General features: G+C 49.8%; 16 protein-coding genes and 1 tRNA gene. 10 read left to right on the plus strand and 7 right to left on the minus strand.

Going from position 1 to position 19,528, the window contains the following annotated elements; genetic code table 11:
• Nucleotides 1-8 precede the first annotated feature (8 nt).
• A complete protein-coding gene (locus ACKWCC_RS02980) occupies nt 9-1,343 on the plus strand; it encodes a RagB/SusD family nutrient uptake outer membrane protein (protein WP_413994415.1) in 1,335 nt (444 codons plus the stop codon).
• A gap of 221 nt (nt 1,344-1,564) precedes the next feature.
• Here ACKWCC_RS02980 and ACKWCC_RS02985 read toward each other — a convergent pair.
• Nucleotides 1,565-1,649, minus strand: a tRNA-Ser gene (locus ACKWCC_RS02985).
• A 222-nt stretch (nt 1,650-1,871) separates the two neighbouring features.
• On the opposite strand from ACKWCC_RS02985, the gene ACKWCC_RS02990 reads away from it, so the two are divergent.
• From ACKWCC_RS02990 to ACKWCC_RS03010, 5 genes are all read left to right on the plus strand, one after another.
• Nucleotides 1,872-2,882 carry a glycosyltransferase family 2 protein gene (locus ACKWCC_RS02990; protein WP_413994416.1) on the plus strand — a complete coding sequence of 337 codons (1,011 nt, stop codon included), beginning with the start codon at nt 1,872-1,874 and terminating at the stop codon, nt 2,880-2,882.
• A gap of 110 nt (nt 2,883-2,992) precedes the next feature.
• Nucleotides 2,993-4,894 carry a BatA domain-containing protein gene (locus ACKWCC_RS02995; RefSeq protein ID WP_413994417.1) on the plus strand — a complete coding sequence of 634 codons (1,902 nt, stop codon included), beginning with the start codon at nt 2,993-2,995 and terminating at the stop codon, nt 4,892-4,894.
• Between the two features lie 25 nt (nt 4,895-4,919).
• Nucleotides 4,920-6,179, plus strand: coding sequence for a dihydroorotase (locus tag ACKWCC_RS03000; protein ID WP_413994418.1), 1,260 nt, complete (start codon nt 4,920-4,922; stop codon nt 6,177-6,179).
• Nucleotides 6,180-6,184: 5 nt separating this feature from the next.
• Nucleotides 6,185-6,514 carry a hypothetical protein gene (locus ACKWCC_RS03005; RefSeq protein WP_413994419.1) on the plus strand — a complete coding sequence of 110 codons (330 nt, stop codon included), beginning with the start codon at nt 6,185-6,187 and terminating at the stop codon, nt 6,512-6,514.
• A gap of 6 nt (nt 6,515-6,520) precedes the next feature.
• A complete protein-coding gene (locus ACKWCC_RS03010; RefSeq protein ID WP_413994420.1) occupies nt 6,521-7,180 on the plus strand; it encodes an alpha/beta hydrolase in 660 nt (219 codons plus the stop codon).
• A 69-nt stretch (nt 7,181-7,249) separates the two neighbouring features.
• On the opposite strand, the gene ACKWCC_RS03015 is transcribed toward ACKWCC_RS03010, so the two are convergent.
• Nucleotides 7,250-7,744, minus strand: a complete 495-nt coding sequence (locus tag ACKWCC_RS03015) for a hydrolase (protein ID WP_413994421.1) — start codon at nt 7,742-7,744, stop codon at nt 7,250-7,252.
• A 1-nt stretch (nt 7,745) separates the two neighbouring features.
• The gene (locus ACKWCC_RS03020; protein ID WP_413994422.1) at nt 7,746-8,522 is read right to left on the minus strand and encodes an MBL fold metallo-hydrolase; all 777 of its coding nucleotides are present in this window, start codon (nt 8,520-8,522) and stop codon (nt 7,746-7,748) included.
• 181 nt (nt 8,523-8,703) lie between these two features.
• Between ACKWCC_RS03020 and ACKWCC_RS03025 the strand changes: the two genes are divergently transcribed.
• Nucleotides 8,704-10,170, plus strand: a complete 1,467-nt coding sequence (locus ACKWCC_RS03025) for a TonB-dependent receptor (protein ID WP_413994423.1) — start codon at nt 8,704-8,706, stop codon at nt 10,168-10,170.
• 265 nt (nt 10,171-10,435) lie between these two features.
• Here the strand turns inward: ACKWCC_RS03025 and bcp are convergent, their stop codons facing one another.
• Entirely contained in the window at nt 10,436-10,888 is a 453-nt protein-coding gene (gene bcp, locus ACKWCC_RS03030) for a thioredoxin-dependent thiol peroxidase (protein WP_413994424.1), read from the minus strand.
• Between the two features lie 49 nt (nt 10,889-10,937).
• Between bcp and ACKWCC_RS03035 the strand changes: the two genes are divergently transcribed.
• Entirely contained in the window at nt 10,938-11,615 is a 678-nt protein-coding gene (locus ACKWCC_RS03035; RefSeq protein WP_413994425.1) for an endonuclease III domain-containing protein, read from the plus strand.
• A 284-nt stretch (nt 11,616-11,899) separates the two neighbouring features.
• On the opposite strand, the gene ACKWCC_RS03040 is transcribed toward ACKWCC_RS03035, so the two are convergent.
• The 3 genes from ACKWCC_RS03040 to ACKWCC_RS03050 form a co-directional block, all read right to left on the minus strand.
• Entirely contained in the window at nt 11,900-12,481 is a 582-nt protein-coding gene (locus tag ACKWCC_RS03040) for an RNA polymerase sigma factor (protein WP_413994426.1), read from the minus strand.
• Between the two features lie 972 nt (nt 12,482-13,453).
• Nucleotides 13,454-13,597 carry a hypothetical protein gene (locus ACKWCC_RS03045; RefSeq protein WP_413994427.1) on the minus strand — a complete coding sequence of 48 codons (144 nt, stop codon included), beginning with the start codon at nt 13,595-13,597 and terminating at the stop codon, nt 13,454-13,456.
• A 76-nt stretch (nt 13,598-13,673) separates the two neighbouring features.
• Nucleotides 13,674-14,255 (minus strand): sigma-70 family RNA polymerase sigma factor, encoded by a 582-nt coding sequence (locus ACKWCC_RS03050; protein WP_413994428.1) that lies wholly within the window; start codon nt 14,253-14,255, stop codon nt 13,674-13,676.
• Between the two features lie 243 nt (nt 14,256-14,498).
• On the opposite strand from ACKWCC_RS03050, the gene uvrA reads away from it, so the two are divergent.
• On the plus strand, nt 14,499-17,276 hold the full coding sequence (uvrA, locus tag ACKWCC_RS03055; protein WP_413994429.1) for an excinuclease ABC subunit UvrA: 2,778 nt from the start codon (nt 14,499-14,501) through the stop codon (nt 17,274-17,276).
• 931 nt (nt 17,277-18,207) lie between these two features.
• Entirely contained in the window at nt 18,208-19,446 is a 1,239-nt protein-coding gene (locus tag ACKWCC_RS03060) for a hypothetical protein (protein ID WP_413994430.1), read from the plus strand.
• Nucleotides 19,447-19,528 lie beyond the last annotated feature (82 nt).

Genomic DNA, 19,528 nt, shown 5'->3' on the forward strand with positions numbered 1-19,528 from the left:
TCAGCAAAATGAAAAATAGATATATCATAACACTAGCAATGTCACTTTTCTTCTCTTGTGACATCCTTGAACCAGAGCCACAACAGTCCTTGGACGCCGCCACGGCGCTTTCGGACGCCCAATCTGCCAACCTGATCCTGGCCGGCACCTACTCCCTATTGCAGGATACGGATTACTATGGGCTGGAATACCCCTTGAACAGTGACCTTTTGGCAGACAACGCCGTCTTTGAGGGCTTTTTTGATTCCCAGCTTGAACTGGATCAGAAGGCAGTGCCCATTACCAACCTCTTCATCACCAACATCTGGCCAGATATTTATGTGGTGGTCAATACCGCAAACCTCCTCATTGCCAATGTTCCGGACATTGACGATCCCGGTCTGGACAATGATGCCGTACTTGGAGAGGCACACGCCATTAGGGCCTTGGCCTATTTTGATCTTTTACGTTACTTTGGCGAGCACTATGATACGGCCTCCACATTTGGAATACCGCTGCTCTTGGAACCGATTCCGAACAATGATTTTAACCAAGTGCCCGATCTGCCAAGAAGCACCGTGGCAGAGACCTATGACCAGATCATTTCGGACCTGAACATTGCCATACCCCTACTGGAGGGCAACAGTGATGTGGAAACGATGAACTATTGGGCCGCATTGAGCCTGCGCGCCCGGGTAAACCTTTACCGTGGTGCCCACCAACAAGCCTTTGATGATGCGGATGCCGTGATAAGCTCAGGTCCTTTCATCTTGGAGCCCAACCTCGATGATGTGTTCTTTACCACCGATCCAAGCGATGAGTCCATTTTTGAGGTGGTCTTCAATGAACAGGACCAAAGCAGCTTCAACACCTATTTATACCGCCGGGATGAGTACAATGTGGACGCCGATCTCCTGGCCTCTTTTGAGGATGGCGACCTGCGCGCCAATTATTTTACGGAATTGCGCGGTCGTGATCGAAGCATGAAATATGATGACAACACCAATGCCAACAATTTTAAGGTATTTCGCCTGGCTGAGCTCTACCTCATCAGGGCAGAAGCCGCGGTCTTTGCCACCAATGACCCCGATGCGGGCACGGCAGACATCAACGCGGTAAGGGAGCGTGCAGGTTTGCCCCCCATTGCAAGTATTGCTTCCATTCCCGTGTTCTTGGATGCGCTGCTCTACGAAAGGCGGGCCGAATTGAATTTTGAAGGCCACCGCTTTTTTGACCTGGTGCGCTTGGACAGGGCCGAGACCGTACTGAACCTGGAAGGTTTTAGGCAAATATTGCCCCTCCCAAGAACGGAACTGCAAGTTAGCGAAGCACTGACGCAAAATCCCGGGTACGCCACGGATTGATTCAGAAAATCAAATTATGGGTCTTGCAAGACCCCAACCCATAAGTAACGGGAGGCCCAAAAGGCCTCCCTATTTTTTTTTGATGCTTTTTACCGCCCCAAAAAGCAAAGGCCCGGTTTTTTTTAAAAACCGGGCCTTTGCCCTTAGCGGAGGAAGAGGGATTGAATATCCCTAAAAACAAAAAGCCCGATTTTCTTTTGAAAATCGAGCTTTGCACTAAGCGGAGGAAGAGGGATTCGAACCCCCGGAGGTGTGACCCTCAACAGTTTTCAAGACTGCCGCATTCGACCACTCTGCCATTCCTCCAAAAAGTGTGGAGTCTTTTTCAAGACGGCCGCTCCCGAGACTTCGGGACGACCGCTCTGCCATTCCTCCAATGCGGCTGCAAATATAGAATGATTTTGGTATCCAAAACAATCTTTTGCCCATTTAATTTGTCCCTTTTCACCCTAGACGCAATTGCCTTACTTTTGTGGAAACGCCCTAAAATTTGCTGCGGCAACAAGGGCAAAGCTCAAAACCACCCCGATGACGAAGCAACCCTTGGTGAGCATTCTGGTACCGTTTAAAAACACCGCCGAGTACGTAACGGAATGCCTGGATTCCGTCTTGGCCCAGACCTATGCGCATTGGGAGGTCATTGCCGTGAACGATGGCTCTACCGATCAAAGCAGGTCCCTTGTTTCCAAATATGCCCAAAAAGATGGGCGCATTGCGCTCTTGGACAACCAGGGCAAGGGCATTATCCCCGCGCTGCGCGCGGCCTTTGCCCAGAGTGGCGGGGATTTGATCACCCGGATGGATTCCGATGATATCATGCAACCCAATAAACTGGAGGTCATGGTCCGGGCCCTACAGGCGCACGGACCAAAACACCTTGCCATTGGACAGGTACGTTATTTTTCACACCGCGGCATCAGCAATGGGTACGCCCGTTACGAAGCCTGGCTCAACGGCCTAACGGCAACGGGGAGCAACTACAGCGAAATTTACAAGGAATGTGTGGTGCCCTCCCCTTGCTGGATGGTGCACCGTGAAGACCTCTTGCAGGTACGGGCCTTTGAGCCCAACCGGTATCCGGAAGACTATGACCTTACCTTTAGGTTCTATGAGGCCCAACTGGCCTGCATCCCCTGCGACCAGGTCTTGCACCTATGGCGGGATTATGATACCCGGACATCCCGCACCAGCGAACATTACGCCCAAAACTATTTTTTGGACATTAAGTTGCACTATTTCCTGATGTTGGACCGGGACCCTTCCGTTCCGCTGGTGGTTTGGGGCGCCGGGAACAAAGGCAAGACCATAGCCAAGGCCCTGGTGCACAAAGGGGTGGACTTTCATTGGATCTGCGACAATCCCAACAAAATTGGCAAGACCATTTACGGGAAGCTGATGCGATCTGTGGCCGCGCTGAATCAATTGGACCGCGCCCAGAGCATTGTTACCGTGGCCAATGAAGACGCCCAGGCAGACATTCGCGCTTATTTCCATGCCCGGGAACCAAAACCCATGCAGGACCATTTCTTCTTTTGTTGAGGGGGCCTTCCCGCCCTGGGGAATCCCTCTTTGATCGCCGGACCTTTTCCCCGATAAATTCAATGCCCCTCGTTGGCATTTTGCCTATCTTTGACCAACGAATCTTTGGAATGCAGTTTAAACATCCGGAACTTCTTTGGGCCCTATTCCTACTTTTGATTCCTATCCTGATACACCTTTTTCAGCTTAGGCGCTTCAAAAAGACGCCCTTTACCAATGTAAAGCTCCTAAAAAAGGTGGTGAGTGCCTCCAGAAAGAGCAGCACCCTGAAAAAGTGGCTGGTGCTCTTTTCAAGATTGGGCATCCTTACCTTTCTCATCCTGGCCTTTGCCGGCCCCTTCACGGCGAACCCCAACGCCCTGGTGGAAAAACAATACATCTTCTATCTGGACAATTCCTTTAGCATGCAGGCAAAAACAGGGGATGCCACCGTGCTGCAACAAGTGGTGCAGGACTTGCTGCGCCATGTGCCGCCCGATCTAAGGTTTGACCTGATCACCAACAACGATGAACTCATTGATGTAACCGTGGAAGAGGCCAAGGTCCAATTGTTGAACCTTGCCTTTACCGCAACGCAGCTGACCCACCCTGAAATAAGCCTTAAGGCCAAAAAGCGCTTTGGCACCGGCGCAGGCCAAGAACATCTTGTGCTCATCTCCGACTTTCAGGAGCGCTTGAAATTTGATGCAAAAAGGGAAGATATGGCCCACCTTCACCTGGTGCCCGTACGGCCGGACCTTCCCGAAAATTTGGCCATAGACTCCGTTTTTATGGAAGGAAACAATGAACTCGTGGCCCTGCTGAGCAGCAATGGCGATACCGAAAACACCGCGGTCTCCCTATATGAGCAGGACAAGTTAATGGCAAAGACGGCGGCCACATTTAGCAACAACAGGGCCAAGGTGCGCTTCTCCCTCCCAGAGGCCGATCTGATCAATGGCAAGTTGGTGGTGACGGACAATGGCCTGGAATATGACAACCAGTTTTACTTTACCAAGGACCAACGGCAAAAGATACGCATCTTGTCCATCAATGGGGCCCCAAAGGGCTTTCTGGACCGCCTTTTTGCCGAGGACGCGTTCGTACTGTCGCACACCACCCTGGATCAGTTGAACTACAGTTCCCTGGAGGAACAAAATCTCATTGTACTCAACGAAGTGCCGGCCGTGCCCAATGCCCTGATCATGGCCCTGCGCACCTTTGTGGACAAAGGGGGATCGGTGGCCATTGTCCCGGCCCCGGACAGCGCGCCATCGGAAATGAACCCTCTCCTGTCCGCCATTGCAAAAAACACCTTTAAAGAGGCTGTTGCCGTAACCTCCGAGATTGCCAAGGTGAACACCGCACACCCCCTTTTTTCCAATGTGTTCGATGCCGATGTGGCCAATTTCCAGTACCCCACGGTACAGACCTATTACCCCACCGGCCGGAATGAAGAAATGGCCCTGGGCTTCAAGAACGGGGACGGCTTTCTTTTGGGCAACGGCCCGGTGTACCTTTTCACCGCTGCCTTGTCCGAAGACAACTCCAACTTTAAATATGGCCCGCTGATCGTGCCCACCTTTTACAATATGGCGGTGGGAAGCCTGCAATTGCCACCATTGTTCAGCACCATAGGCAGCGACCACAAGGTAGAGATTCCCATTGCCCTGCAAGAAGACGATGTGCTCACGGTGCGCAACGCGGCCACTTCCTTTATTCCGCAGCAGCAGGTGCTGAGCAAAAAAGTGACGATGCAGTTCAACGAGCTTCCGGAACAAGATGGGAAGTACTCCATAGAAAACAAGGAGGGCGCGTTACAGGACATCAGCTTCAATTACCATAGGGCAGAGAGCCATTTGGCCTACACCGATCGCAGTGCGCTGGGAGATTACCCGCTGTATGGCTCCCTGGAAGGCTTTTTTGGGGAATTGCAAAAAAACAGTGCCGTAAACGAGTTCTGGAAATGGTTTGTTATTTTAGCCTTGGGGTTTGTTTTGCTGGAAATGGCACTGCAAAAGTTTTTGAAATAACCACAAAAGAAGAATTTTTAAAAAGATGGACGTACTTCTAAAAAAGGCCAAGATCGTGCACGCGGCAGATAAAAAGCTTCATCTTAAAAAGCGGGATATCCTCATACAGAAAGGGACCATCAAAGCCATTGCCCCAACCTTGGAGGGCCCGGAAAAGGGCACCAAAGTGATATCGCACAAGCACCTGCACGTATCCGTGGGATGGATGGACAGCGGAGTGGCTTTTGGCGAACCCGGCCACGAGGAGCGCGAGACCATTGCCCATGGTTTACGGTGCGCCGCCAAAAGCGGCTTTACCGATGTGCTGCTGAACCCCACGGGACATCCCCTGCCAGACGCGGCGGCCCACATTGCCTTTCTTAAGAACGCCGCCAAGGGACACCTCACCAATATGTACCCGCTGGCCAACGTGAGTGTGGGCGGCAAGGGGCAGGAGCTCGCCGAACTCTACGATATGCAACAAACGGGCGCCCATGGCTTCTATGATTACAAGACCGCCATTGCGAACCCCAACCTCCTAAAAATTGCGCTGCAATACACCAAGGATTTTGGAAAGGTGCTGTTTTCCTTTCCGCTGGACGGCCACATTGCCGGAAAGGGCATTGTGAACGAAGGACCCACCAGCACCAAATTGGGCCTCAAGGGCATTCCCGCACTGGCGGAAGAACTCCAAGTGGCCCGGGACCTCTTCATCTTGGAATACACCGGGGGCAGCTTGCACATCCCCACCATTTCCACGGCCAAATCGGTGGCCCTCATTGCCAACGCCAAAAGAAAAGGATTGCAGGTAAGCTGCAGTGTGGCGGTGCACCACCTGGCCATGACCGATGCCGTGCTGAACGATTTTGACCCCCGTTACAAGGTAATGCCCCCATTGCGGGAAAAAGAGGACCAGAAAGCCCTGATCAAAGGCCTAAAAAATGGCACCATAGACTTTGTGACCACAGATCACAGGCCCATGAACATTGAACTGAAACAAGTGGAGTTTGACAATGCCGCCTATGGCACCATTGGCCTTGAATCTGCCTTTGGGGCGCTGAGCGGTATTTTTGATCTGGAGGAAACCATAGCCCTGCTCACCAAGGGGCGATCTACATTTGCCCTTCCCGAGCCCACCTTGTCCGTGGGAAGCCCCGCCTGTTTAACCCTCTTTGACCCCACGGCGCATTACACCTTTACGGAAAGGCATGTGCACAGCACCTCCAAGAACAGCCTCTTCCTTGGGCATTTTATGAAGGGAAGCGTGTTGGGCAGCATGAACAACGATCAGCTCATTTTAAATTGATGCCCATGGACCACCCGCAACCCATAGCAGGAAAGACCACGGCCATTGTGGCCTACTTTACCATTGTGGGCGCCCTGATCGCCATAACCATGAATCTGGAGCCCAAACGCGATTTTGCCCGTTTTCACATAAGACAGGCCTTTGGCATTCACTTGCTCTTTCACGCCTTCGCCATTTTTAACAGCGTTTGGTATGTTCCCTATGCACTTTTTGGGCTCTACCTTGGCTACTTGGTCCTTTTTGCCTATGGTTTTTCGGGGGCGCTGAAGGAAAAAAAACAGCGCATACCCATCTTTGGGAATGCTTTTCAAAAATGGTTCACCTTTATCCAATAGATCGTCATGACCACCGCCCCTCTCTCCCTGGAACATATCATTAGGCCCGCTTCCCTCAGGGAAGGCAAGCCACCCGTGCTCTTTATGCTGCACGGCTATGGCAGTAACGAGGAAGACCTCTTCTCCTTTGCCCCCGAACTGCCACCGGAACTTTGCATCATCTCGGTAAGGGCGCCCTACCCCTTGGAACCTTTTGGATACGCCTGGTATGCCATTAACTTTGATGCCGATAAAGGCAAATGGAGCGATGATGAACAGGCCGTGGCCTCCAGGGACAAGATCGTTGCCTTTATGCAAGAGGCCTGCAGTACCTACGGCCTGGATGCGGACCGGGTGACCCTCCTTGGATTCAGCCAGGGCACTATTCTGAGCTATGCCGTGGCCCTCTCCCATCCGGAAAAAGTAAAAATGGTCATTGCCCTGAGCGGCTACATCAATGAGGGCATATTGAAGAAGGGCTACGAGGAGAACGATTTTTCATCGCTCCAGATCTACGCCTCGCACGGCCAGGTGGATCAGGTGATTCCAGTGGAATGGGCCCAACGTTCCCCAGGGTTGATGGACCGTTTGGGCATCTCCCATTTGTACCAAGAGTTCCCTTCCGGTCACGGGGTCATTCCCCAAAATTTTCACGCCTTTAATGCCTGGCTCAGGGAACGCCTCTAACCATCCCAAGCAGACGATATCCGCCAAAAAAGGATTGCCCTGCCAGGATTGGCTGGCGGAGGCGGGCGCCTATTGTCCCTTGGTGTACAACAAGTGGTCCAGGGTGGTAAAATCTACCCCAAGATCTTGTTTCAATTCATATTGAATGAGCAGTTCTCCCCAAAATTTGCCATCGGAAAAATCGGCCAAGATCCATTTGTGGTTCAGTACCTTGATCTTGTTTATCTTAAAATTGCCCTCCATACCGGCGTAGGGCACCAAGGGGTTGTCCCCCTTGGGCTCATTGGTCTCCAACAGTTTATCGGCAATGTACTGGCTGGGGTTTTCCAGGTCAACATCTTCCATATAGGCAAGGGCATCGTCATTGTTCTCCAGGGAGAAGTACTGCATTTCCAGGTTTTTGATCTCGCTGGCCTGTAGGGACTCCTTTAGGGTCTCCACCTCTTCCATTAGATCGCCTATGCGCTGGTTGCTGGCATTGGCCAGTTTACCACTGCTCACAAAGAGGTAAAGGGCAATGAGTGCCGCAAATACAAACAGGTAAAGAAAAAGACTCTTTTTCATCTCAAACGGTTACGGTTAAATTGTCATGCGCTAAAAAAACATTCTTTGGCAATTGTGCCTGTACGTCCTGGTGAAAGCCCAAATGGTGGCTAATGTGAGTAAAATAGGCCCTTTCCGGGGCTACGCGCTCCACAAAGGCCAAGGCTTCCTCCAAGTTGAAGTGCGAATGGTGGGCCTCTTTTCGCAAGGCATTGACCACCAATACCTTGGAGCCCCGTACCTTTTTTTCCTCCTCCTCCGCCATACGTTTCACGTCCGTGAGGTAGGTGAGCCCGTTTATGCGGTAACCCAACACGTCTATGCGGTTGTGCGAGGCCTCTATGGGCACTACACGTTTATCTCCCAAAAAAAAAGGGATGTCCTTGTTCACCAGGTTAATGTCCACGCCAGGGGCCCCTGGATAGCGATCTTCACTATCAAAAATATAGGCAAAACGAATTTTGAGTTCCCGCACCACCCGCTCATGGGCATAGATGGGAATATCTCCCTGCCGAAAAAAAAATGGCCTGATGTCATCAATACCGGCGGTATGGTCCGCGTGCTCGTGGGTGAACAGCACGCCATCCAAGCGTTTTACCCCGCTCCTTAACATCTGCTCCCTGAAATCGGGCCCACAGTCCACCACATAATTCTTGTCGTCCCAAGAAATAAGGGCAGATACCCTGAGCCGCTTGTCCCTGGGATCAGCGCTGAGGCATACCGGGTGATCGCTTCCAATGACCGGGATGCCCTGTGAGGTCCCGGTACCCAAAAATGTAATCTGGAGCGCCTTCTGCATGACCACAAATTTAAGCCTTATTTGACAAAACCGGGGATTTGTACGGCCAAGAATGATGGGGAAAGACCAAGGGCCCCACCACGGCCGCCCCGGGTTGTACAAAGGAGGTATTTTTTTGTTTCCAATTAGGCCCTAGGTCTATCTATATTCATAACTTTGTAACCCAACAAACGCGTTACCAATGGCTTCAGTGCGAAGAAAAGAAACCGCTTTCGAAAACATTCCCTCCATAAAGGCAAAGACCCTGCGGATCAACCTTAACCCCGATATCTACGGCACCTTTGCCGAAATAGGGGCCGGACAGGAGACGGCCAGACATTTTTTCAGGTCCGGGGGGGCCTCCGGCACCATTGCCAAGGCCATGAGCGCGTACGACAAGGATTTCAGCGACGCCATCTACGGTGCAGAAAAAGACGGGCGCTATGTTACCCAGGCCCGCTTAAAGACCATGCTGTCCTATGAAATGGAACTGATGGAAGAGCGCATAAGCCGGGAGCGCCATCCGGACCGCATCTTCTTTTCCTTTGCCAACACCGTGGCCACCATAGATTTCTCCAAACGGTACAAAGGCCACGGTTGGGTGGGCATAAAGTACCAACTGGACCCCAAACAAAAGGAACTGGACGAGATCGTCCTGCACGTACGCTTTAAACAGAACGAGGCGCGGCTACAACAGGAAACCTTGGGCATTTTGGGGGTAAACCTTATCTACGGGGCATTTTACAAGTACCACAAGCCCCGAAAAATGTTAAAGTACCTTTTGGACCACATTGACCGGGATACCTTGGAAATTGACATGGTAAACTTTTCAGGACCCAATTTCCAACATGTGGACAATAGGTTGATGAGCCTTCAGCTCATTAAGAACAATATGACAGATGCCGTGATGTTCGGTCCGGACGGCAACAACCTGCTTCCCGCCGCCATCTTGTACAAAAAGAACATCCTGGCGCTGCGGGGCAGTTTTAGGCCGGTGACCAAGGTAAATATGGACATGTTCCAAAAATCTTACGACATTTTTGTGCGGGATCCCCAAGTGGACCAGGAGAAGACCATTGTTATCTTCGAGATCACCCTGAGCAACCTCAAGGCCAGTGGGGAAATCGATGAACAAGATTTTATGGATCGGGCAGAACTGCTGTGCTCCCTTGGCCATACCGTGATGATTTCCAAGTTCCAGGAATACTACAAGTTGGTGGAGTACTTTAACAACTACACCAAAAACAGGATCGGCCTCACCATGGGCATCAACAACCTTATTGACATCTTCGATGAAAAGTATTACCGTCATTTGAGCGGCGGTATCCTGGAAGCCTTTGGCAAACTGTTCTTCAAGGATTTACTGGTGTACCTCTACCCGATGAAAAATCCGGAGACCGGCCAGATCATGACCAGCAACAACGTAAAGGTGCACCCGCGGATGAAAGAGCTCTACAAGTTCTTTAAGTACAACGGCAAGGTGATGGACATCATTGACTACGAACCAGAGATCATGCACATTTTTTCCCGAGACGTTCTCAAAAAAATAACCAACGGGGAAGACGGATGGGAAGAGATGCTGCCCGAAGGCATTGCAGAAATCATCAAAGAGAAAAGCCTTTTTGTGAGAAAGGGCGAAACGGTGAATCCAGAAAAGGAAAAAGCCTAGTGCTGCATATCTCCGTCCGTTCATCGCAGGCGCTTTGCCAGCGCACTTGGCCCTAAGCGTCAAAAAATTGTTGATAGCGCAATGAAATGGCCGCCCACCCAGGTCTCTTGGTGCTTACCCAGCACGGAACCACCGCCCATCCACAAAAAAAAGTGCCGCCCGAGATCGGACGGCACCCCATAATTTGGGCCGTCTTTTAGGTCAAATGCCCTCTATGACGCTTGCGCGCAAGGAGCATGTTAACCTTGCCCCGGCCAGTTGCGGTTTATTCCAACAGCTGGGCCGCATGGTCTTTGGTCTTCACTTTGTCGATCACCCGTTCTACCGTTCCTTCGGGAGAAATCACAAAGGTCTTTCTATGGATACCGTCGTATTCCTTTCCCATAAACTTTTTGGGACCCCATACCCCAAAAGCATTGATTACCTCGTGTTCCTCATCTGCCAACAAGGGGAAGGGAAAGTCATGTTTGTTTTTGAAATTGGCCTGGCGCTTTTGGGAATCTGCACTGACGCCGAGAAGGGAGTAACCTTCGGCACTCAATTCGGCATAATGGTCCCTTAGGTTGCAGGCCTCGGCGGTACAACCCGGGGTGCTTGCCTTGGGATAAAAGAAAACCACCAGTTTCTTGCCTTCATAGTCGCTTAAACTTACCGTGTTTCCATCTTGGTCTTTTGCGGAAAATGCGGGAACTTTATCCCCTACTTGCAATGTGTTCATAGTAAAATGTTATCTTGTTCAATATTTTAACATCAAAGTTAAACAATAAATGACAAAGGCCGAAAAAGTAACCTTCGCGATTTCCAAATTGCAAGCCCTATACCCCGAAATACCCATTCCACTGGACCACAAGGACCCCTATACCCTGCTTATAGCGGTACTGTTATCTGCCCAGAGCACAGACGTGCGCGTAAACCAGATCACCCCTTTGCTCTTTGCCAGGGCAGACAATCCTTTTGATATGGTGAAATTGTCCGTAGAGGAAATAAGGGAGATCATTAGGCCCGTGGGGCTCTCCCCCATGAAGTCCAAAGGCATTTACGGCCTTTCCAAGATTTTAGTGGAAAAGTACCGCGGCGAGGTGCCCCGAAGCATTGCCCAGTTGGAAGAACTGCCCGCCGTGGGCCATAAAACCGCAAGTGTGGTGGTGGCCCAAGCGTTTGGTATCCCCGCCTTTCCGGTGGACACCCATATTCACAGGCTCATGTACCGTTGGGGATTTAGCAATGGAAAAAATGTGGTACAAACCGAACGGGATGCCAAACGGCTCTTTCCAGAACATTTGTGGAACGATCTGCACTTGCAGATCATTTGGTACGGTAGGGAGTACTGCCCGGCAAGGGGTTGGGACTTGGAAAAGGACATCATTACCAAGACCATTGGCAGAAAAACAGTCTTGACTGACTATTACAAAAAGAAAAATAAGGGAAATCCCGGCAAGAAATAATGGGGCAAACACCCTATGATGCAGGGATGCTGCCACACCGCCACCAATGGGAGCCCCTAATACATTGGCTTAGTTTAAAAAAACCTCAAAGCGCATGTCTTTGTGCTCTATTTCATAGAGGGCCTGGGAAAAACTCAAAAGAAAGTTGATGGTCCTGGGGCAAACCTTGTTAAAAGTTGCGTTATCTTGGTACTGAGGGTAAATTTTTTCCATATTGTCAGACTTGTTACATTGAAATAACGCAACAGGTCCAATAATATTGTTTTGCCCATTTGGGCATCGGCTCAATTGGTGAGCACAATGTTGTTTTTCTCAATGATCTTTCTAAGGTTGATCAGGGCATAGCGCATTCTGCCCAAGGCGGTGTTTATGCTTACCCCGGTATTTTCAGAGATTTCCTTAAAGCTCATGTCCTTGTAGATCCGCATCACCAAAACCTCCTTTTGGTCATCTGGCAGTTCTTCCACCAAGTAGCGGAGGTCACTGTCTATCTGTTCCTTGATCAACTGTTTCTCCGCATTGGGCTTATCATCGCCAATGACAGAGAAAATATTGAAATCGTCACTACCCTCGAACATGGGCATCCGCTTGTTCTTTCTGAAATGGTCTATGATAAGGTTGTGGGCTATGCGCATGACCCAAGGCAAAAATTTTCCCTCTTCACTGTACCGTCCCTTTTTCAAGGTTTTAATGACCTTTATAAAGGTGTCTTGAAAAATGTCTTCCGTAACATCACGGTCCAACACCTTGGAATAGATGAAACTGGTAATGCGCTGGTTGTGCCTATTGATCAAAACCTCCAAGGCTTTTTCATCGCCACTAATGTAATCCCTTACCAATTCTGAGTCGCTAATCTGTAATTCCATATCAGTTGTTTGTTTAAGGTTTAAGTTTGGGGTAACTTGTTTTTTACTATGCCTTTTTCTTAATTCTGATATAAAACTATTGAAATGGGCCCCTGCCAGAAAAACATTGTTGTAAAACCGCTCTTTTATGATGTGAAACAACGAAAACTTGGATTTCAGGACAATAAAGCCCCTATTTACCAGTTAGGGCCGAAAAAACTGACAGTCACCCCAACACCTTCTTTTGGCCCACCATCAAAAGGCAACCCCAGGGGACAGACCTTCCCAGCCCTGGCTTAGGGTTTGGGCCGGGGCCATATTTTACCGGGCTGTAGGCCAATATGCGCAACTAAAGAACAAGGGGCCTTTGTAGGAAGATGTTCACAGCTTTTTCCCGCGGAATGCTGGCATCGCTGCGCCAGGCCCATAAATATCCCGTAAAATCATTGTGATGGATTTCTTTGCCCTGTGCCAACCCTAAATTCCAAAAATGGAGGTCCGTATATAGTTACTCATTTTAATTGGAGTTGATGGCCAGAATGTCAGGCTGAGCGCCGGCCTAAATTGTAGTCGAGGCAGGCAGTCGAAGCCTCCTTTGGCCGGCTAAAAGTTCTCGACTGCCTGCCCGTCCGGTAGGCGGGCGCTCGAACCGACAACAGTAAAAATTTTTATCCATATGATAATCATATAATTACCTTGTTACATGAATACGTATTCATCTACTGACCGCTATCCAAAAAAAATATGGGAACAAGCAAGGTAAATGGCCGGTGGCCCAAGAGGAGATCAAAGACAGGCCCCATAGCCCCAATGGACCCAAAGCACCGAGTACGGGTAAGTCGCTATAAAAAAAAGGGAAACACTGGGCTCGGTACCACCTATGGAAGGCTCCCCGCTGCGTCAACTTTCATCCCATAAAGCCTTTCCCAAAAAAGAGCAACAAAAAAGCCCCTTGCCGAGGCCAGAGGCTTTTTGGTAATCATTGCAAATCCTTTAATTTAAATTGCTCTCGAACTGCATTCCCTTGCTTTCGGTGATATGGAGTGACCTGGAATAGTTCAATAGAAAATCAATGGTCTTGGGACTGGCCTTGACCTTTTGTATTCTTTTTCTTGTCTTGGAGTAACTTTGCGCCATATACATTACGTTTTAGTGGTTTGTAAGGTAAACGTACGGGTGGGTAAGATAATGGAAATGCTCGACCTAAGGTAAATTAATTCGTTAAAACTATACTATTGGCCTCCACCAGTTTTCTGAGGTTGATGAGCGCATACCGCATTCTTCCCAAGGCAGTGTTGATGCTCACTCCCGTATTCTCCGAAATTTCCTTAAAACTCATGTCCTTGTACAGGCGCATGTGCAATACTTCTTGTTGGTCTTTGGGCAATTGTTTGATCATCTTGGCCAGATCACTGTCTATTTGGTCCTTGATGATTTGCCGCTCGGCATTGAGCTCATCATCTCCCAGCATGGAGAAAACCCCAAAACTGTCCGTACTGTCGTACGTGGGCATTCGGTTGTGCTTCCTAAAGTGGTCAATGATCAAATTATGTGCAATGCGCATCACCCATGGCAGAAATTTGCCCTCCTCGTTATAGGCCCCGCGCTTTAAGGTGCGTATGACCTTCATAAACGTGTCCTGAAAAATATCTTCGGTAAGTTCACGGTCTCCCAATTTGGAATATATGAAACCGCTCAAACGGGCATTGTGCCTATTAATGAGCACTTCAATGGCGCGCTCATCGCCGTTCATATAGTTGCTGACCAATTCAGAATCTTTGATATCCAACTGCATCCCTTTACTTTTTTGTTGAACCTTGGCCTCCAGTTGCAAGGGCAATGGGCATTATGTTCAATGTAGAATTGTTTTAAAGTAAAGGTATCCTATAGGCAGTGCTATCTTTTAGTGAAGTCCAAAGATAGAAAATTTATGACACTCCAAAAGAAATGTGAAAGGTTTTCGATGAATTACAGGCTAATGCGTCCTTTTTATGGTTCATAAAACCGCAACCCCTATCTTTGCGGCCTAGAAAAAAATATGGCTGATCTAACCCAAATAGACCCCAAAAAAAACATCATCATCAAAGGGGCAAAACTGCACAATCTCAAAGACATTGATGTGGTCATTCCGAGGAACAAACTGGTGGTGATCACCGGTCTTTCCGGCTCCGGAAAGTCTAGCCTGGCCTTTGATACCCTCTATGCCGAAGGGCAGCGCCGCTACGTGGAGAGCCTGTCTTCATATGCCAGGCAGTTTTTGGGAAAACTGGACAAGCCCAAGGTAGATTACATCAAGGGCATAGCCCCTGCCATAGCCATAGAGCAAAAGGTGAATTCCACCAACCCCAGGTCCACGGTGGGGACCACCACGGAAATCTATGACTACATTAAACTGCTCTACGCCCGCATTGGCAAGACCTTCTCGCCCGTATCCGGACGGCAGGTAAAAAAAGACACGGTCACCGATGTTGTGGAACACGTAAGGGCCTTTGCGGAAAACACCAAACTGTTGCTGCTTGCACCCGTACACATCAGGGAGGACCGGGACGTACACAAATCCCTGCAACTGTTCTCCAAACAGGGTTATGCCCGCATAAAGCACTCGGGCAAGGTCATTAGAATAGACCAAGCGCCCCAAGACATGGGCCGGGATTTTTCCCTGGTGGTAGACCGCATTGTCACCAAAAACGACGAGGATTTTTACAACCGCTTGGCCAATGCCGTGGACACCGCTTTTTTTGAGGGCAAGGGACAGTGCGTGGTCGAGTCCCTCTCCGATGGGGCCCAAACCCATTTCAGCAATAAGTTTGAGCTGGACGGCACACCCTTTTTGGAGCCCAACGTGCACTTGTTCAGCTTTAACAATCCCTATGGGGCTTGCCCCAAATGTGAGGGCTACGGGGATGTCATTGGTATAGATGAAGACCTTGTGGTTCCCAATACCGGTCTTTCCATTTATGAAAATGCCATATTTCCCTGGCGTGGAGACAGTATGGGATGGTATAGGGACCAATTGGTAAATGCCGCCTACAAGTTCAACTTTCCCATTCACAGACCCTGGTTTGAGCTTACCAGGGAACAACGGCAATTGGTATGGAAAGGCAATGACCACTTTATAGGATTGCACAAGTTCTTTGAAATGCTGGAAGAGAAGAGCTACAAAATACAGAACCGTGTCATGCTCTCCCGCTATCGCGGAAAAACCCTGTGCCCCACCTGCCAGGGAAGACGGCTGCGCCCCGAAACGGATTATGTTAAGGTGGGCGGCACCTCCATTTCGGAATTGGTGGAACTTCCCATTGAAAAATTGGTGGCCCATTTTTCAGGACTGGAGCTGGGACAGCATGACGCACATATTGCCGATCGGCTGCTCACGGAGATCAAGACCCGACTGGGATTTTTACAAAAAGTGGGCCTGGGCTACCTAACCTTGAACCGAAAATCCAACACACTCTCGGGCGGGGAGAGCCAGCGCATAAATCTGGCCACTTCCCTGGGCAGCAGTCTGGTGGGCTCCATGTACATTTTGGACGAGCCAAGCATTGGCCTGCATCCCCGGGACACCGAGAACCTGATCCAGGTGCTCCTTTCCCTGCGCGACCTGGGCAACACGGTGATCGTGGTGGAACACGATGAGGATATCATGAAGGCCGCCGACGAGGTCATTGACATAGGACCGGAAGCCGGTACACAAGGCGGTGAAGTGGTGGCCCAAGGCAGCCTGGAGCATATTCTCAATTCCGCTTCCCTAACCGCCAGCTACCTCAATGGCGCCCTGGAAATAAAAGTGCCCAAAGAACGGCGCAGCTCCAAGAACCATATTGAAATTACGGGGTGCAGGGCCAATAACCTAAAGAACATAAGCGTAACCTTTCCCTTGGACATGCTTACCGTGGTCACCGGGGTATCCGGAAGTGGCAAAAGCACCTTGGTAAAGAAATTACTCTACCCCATTCTGCTGAAAGAGGTGGGTGGCTATGGCCAAAAAGCGGGGGAACACACCGCCTTCTCAGGGAAATACGAACACCTGAAACAAGTGGAATTTGTGGACCAAAACCCCATTGGGCGATCCTCACGTTCCAATCCCGTGACCTACATCAAGGCCTATGACGACATCCGATCCCTTTTTGCCAACCAGAAGCTGAGCAAGATCAGAAACTATCAGGCCAAGCACTTTTCCTTCAATGTGGATGGCGGCCGATGTGAAAAATGCAAGGGCGAGGGCGAGATCACCGTGGAAATGCAGTTCATGGCAGACGTGCATCTGGAGTGCGATGCCTGCAAAGGAAAGCGTTTTAAGAAAGAGGTGCTGGAAGTGCTTTTCAAGGGCCGTAACATAGACGATGTCCTGAACATGACCATTGACAATGCCATCGCGTTCTTTGAAAAGGGCGAGCAGCCCCGCATTGTGTCCAAACTGAAACCCTTACAGGATGTGGGGCTGGGCTATGTTACCCTGGGGCAGTCTTCCTCTACCCTCTCCGGTGGCGAGGCACAGCGCATTAAACTGGCCTCCTTTCTGGTAAAGGGAAGCACCCAGGACAAGGCCCTCTTTATTTTTGACGAACCCACTACCGGACTTCATTTCCACGACATAAAAAAACTATTGAAATCCTTTAACGCCCTTATTGCAAAAGGTCACAGCATTGTGGTCATTGAGCACAATGTGGAGCTCATAAAATGTGCCGATCACATCATTGACCTGGGGCCCGGTGGGGGTGAAAACGGAGGACAACTCTTGGCCCAGGGCACCCCGGAAGAGTTGGTGCAAAACAAAAAATCGTACACCGCAGCCTACCTCAAAGAAAAATTGTGAGATGGTGCAAGTCTGGTCCAAGATAGGGCCACCGCTTCCCAAGGCCACCGTGCACGGCTCAAAAGAGCACTTAAGATACCTTCTTGGACAAGGTTTTTTAGGTTGATGGTGCCCAAAATTACTTCTTAGCTTTGTAAGGTGATGGTCCAGGTTTTAAGAAAAGTAAGGTGCGTAGCATTTTTTAGGCCTTGCTACACGCCTCGGTGCCAGGTTGAAAAGCTTTTGCCAACCCATGGCCACCCACTTGGGGCCGTTGGCAGGCTGCATCAAAAAGAACGTAAAGAGATGTGACCAATGTTCCCGGGACCATGGACCATGGGTCAACTATCCATTTTCCGCTACAGGTGCCCCTTTTTATGGAACAGACTGTTTCCATTATGGCTCCTTCCCCTAGCGGGGGAAGAACACAGAACGAAAATGAGATGGCATTGGGATGGTTTCAAAACATTTGATCTTTTGATCAGTGGACCATAAAAATAGGAGCCCAAAATTGTACCAAAGCCAAAAAGAACTCCTATCCATTTTAAACCCAGATGAAGCAATAGAAATTCCCCGCCTGAAAGGAACGGGCAGGTATTACGGCTGCAAATCCCTTCAAAATCAATCGTTGCACTGACTTTTGCTCACTCACCGTAGCGATGGCTACGCCTCAATCGCAAAAGTCTTGATTTCTTTGGGCTTTACACCCTCAACACGAAAGTCTACTATATAACACTCAAGCAACCAAGTTATCCTTTGAAAAATTATGAAGCCATTCATCAGGGGACTAGTGCATAATCTGGGTTAAACTTAGGTCGTTCATTGCTCAAATTGAAAGGATTTAAAATATTGAAAATCAAATATATAAATTCAAAATTATTTTTTTGGCACGCTGTTTGCATTTTACTGGGTGGAGTGTAAATGGTTACCTCCATAACGTAAACCTTATATTATGAAAAAGTTCGTACTTATCGTTACCGCGGTACTTTTTGGATCAGCAATGGGCCATGCCGCCACATCTGGGAATAAGGTTGCCACCGTTAATTTCAATGCTGCAAACTCCTTCATTTTCGTGGAAAATGGCGTAACGTTTTCAGTATATCCAGACGGGGAATTTGATTTTTACATTGATAACAGGGTTAATGTAGGTGTCGGTGCCCGTGTGGGGAACGTGGGCATCACCTTTAACTCAGGATTCAACTATAACCCCTTTGTTCAGTTTGATGACTATGGAGCCGTCATCCAAGTGGAAAACGTGCCCATCTTTTATGACTTTTATGGCCGAGTGGCCCAAATTGGTTCCGTGAACCTTAACTACCGCCGTGGTCTGGTAAGGCACATTGGAGGCCTTAACATCTTCTACAACGCGGGTGTTTTTAGCCACCATACAGGATTTGTGAACATTTATAACCGCAATTTCCTTTTCAGGCCGCATTTTAGGTGGTTCACCAGGCCGGCCATTGGTTTCTTCAATGTGTGGGACACCCCATACCGAAGGTTTTACCAGCCCATTAGATATACCTGGCACAGACCTTACCGAAACAACGTGAGACGTGCGTGGGCCCAAAGAGGCAGGGAATACCGCTTTAACCGCACCCGACGGGCGGCCATTTACCAAAATGACAGGCGCGTTGCCGTGAGGGACAATAGGGCCCTGCGAAGAACCACCAATGTGGCCAATGGCAGAAGCGCTGCCAGCCGCAACGGCAGCGTGGCCCGGACGGAGGGCGTCAGGTCCAACAGAACCGTGGCCAGAACCGGAAACGAGCGTACCAGCAGGCGTACGGTAAACCCTAGGTCCACCCATATTAAAAGGGAAAATGCCACCGTAAAGAGGAACAACGGTAGAAGTACCAACGTTAATCGCGGTACGGCCACCACCCGCAGAAGTACTGAAAGTGCCAGGAACGGTCGCAACCGGGCCACCGTACAGCGAGAGCTGCGCGCAACGCCCAGAAACAAGACCGTGAGCAGAAATCGCGGTACCTACACCAGACCAACTGCGCGTACGGCACGTACACAGAACAATGTGGTAAGAAGTCAGCGAAGTACGTCTGCCCGCTCGGTGCACCAAGCGCCTTCCAGGACACAGCGCAGCGTGGCCAGACCCTCTAGCAGTAGGTCCGTGCAAAAGGCACAGCCGCGCAGCTCCTCTAGGTCATCGGCCACAAGAAGCCGCGGAAGACAGTAATAAAAGCCCCGGGACCAACGGGCTGTTTTAAGAATGATTTTTAGGTTGGTTAGTTGTTTGGCCCCGTGGCGGATGTATCCGC

The organism is Maribacter aquimarinus, assembly GCF_047345505.1.
Lineage (GTDB): Bacteria > Bacteroidota > Bacteroidia > Flavobacteriales > Flavobacteriaceae > Maribacter.

Bases quoted from the DNA above. Each gene is read 5' to 3' on its own strand.
- ACKWCC_RS03060 (WP_413994430.1), top strand. From the start codon at position 18,208: ATGAAAAAGTTCGTACTTATCGTTACCGCGGTACTTTTTGGATCAGCA.
- ACKWCC_RS03045 (WP_413994427.1), bottom strand. From the start codon at position 13,597: ATGGCGCAAAGTTACTCCAAGACAAGAAAAAGAATACAAAAGGTCAAG.
- ACKWCC_RS03040 (WP_413994426.1), bottom strand. From the start codon at position 12,481: ATGGAATTACAGATTAGCGACTCAGAATTGGTAAGGGATTACATTAGT.
- ACKWCC_RS03025 (WP_413994423.1), top strand. From the start codon at position 8,704: ATGGCTTCAGTGCGAAGAAAAGAAACCGCTTTCGAAAACATTCCCTCC.
- bcp (WP_413994424.1), bottom strand. From the start codon at position 10,888: ATGAACACATTGCAAGTAGGGGATAAAGTTCCCGCATTTTCCGCAAAA.
- ACKWCC_RS03005 (WP_413994419.1), top strand. From the start codon at position 6,185: ATGGACCACCCGCAACCCATAGCAGGAAAGACCACGGCCATTGTGGCC.
- ACKWCC_RS03035 (WP_413994425.1), top strand. From the start codon at position 10,938: ATGACAAAGGCCGAAAAAGTAACCTTCGCGATTTCCAAATTGCAAGCC.
- uvrA (WP_413994429.1), top strand. From the start codon at position 14,499: ATGGCTGATCTAACCCAAATAGACCCCAAAAAAAACATCATCATCAAA.
- ACKWCC_RS03050 (WP_413994428.1), bottom strand. From the start codon at position 14,255: ATGCAGTTGGATATCAAAGATTCTGAATTGGTCAGCAACTATATGAAC.
- ACKWCC_RS03020 (WP_413994422.1), bottom strand. From the start codon at position 8,522: ATGCAGAAGGCGCTCCAGATTACATTTTTGGGTACCGGGACCTCACAG.
- ACKWCC_RS02990 (WP_413994416.1), top strand. From the start codon at position 1,872: ATGACGAAGCAACCCTTGGTGAGCATTCTGGTACCGTTTAAAAACACC.
- ACKWCC_RS03000 (WP_413994418.1), top strand. From the start codon at position 4,920: ATGGACGTACTTCTAAAAAAGGCCAAGATCGTGCACGCGGCAGATAAA.
- ACKWCC_RS02980 (WP_413994415.1), top strand. From the start codon at position 9: ATGAAAAATAGATATATCATAACACTAGCAATGTCACTTTTCTTCTCT.
- ACKWCC_RS03015 (WP_413994421.1), bottom strand. From the start codon at position 7,744: ATGAAAAAGAGTCTTTTTCTTTACCTGTTTGTATTTGCGGCACTCATT.
- ACKWCC_RS03010 (WP_413994420.1), top strand. From the start codon at position 6,521: ATGACCACCGCCCCTCTCTCCCTGGAACATATCATTAGGCCCGCTTCC.
- ACKWCC_RS02995 (WP_413994417.1), top strand. From the start codon at position 2,993: ATGCAGTTTAAACATCCGGAACTTCTTTGGGCCCTATTCCTACTTTTG.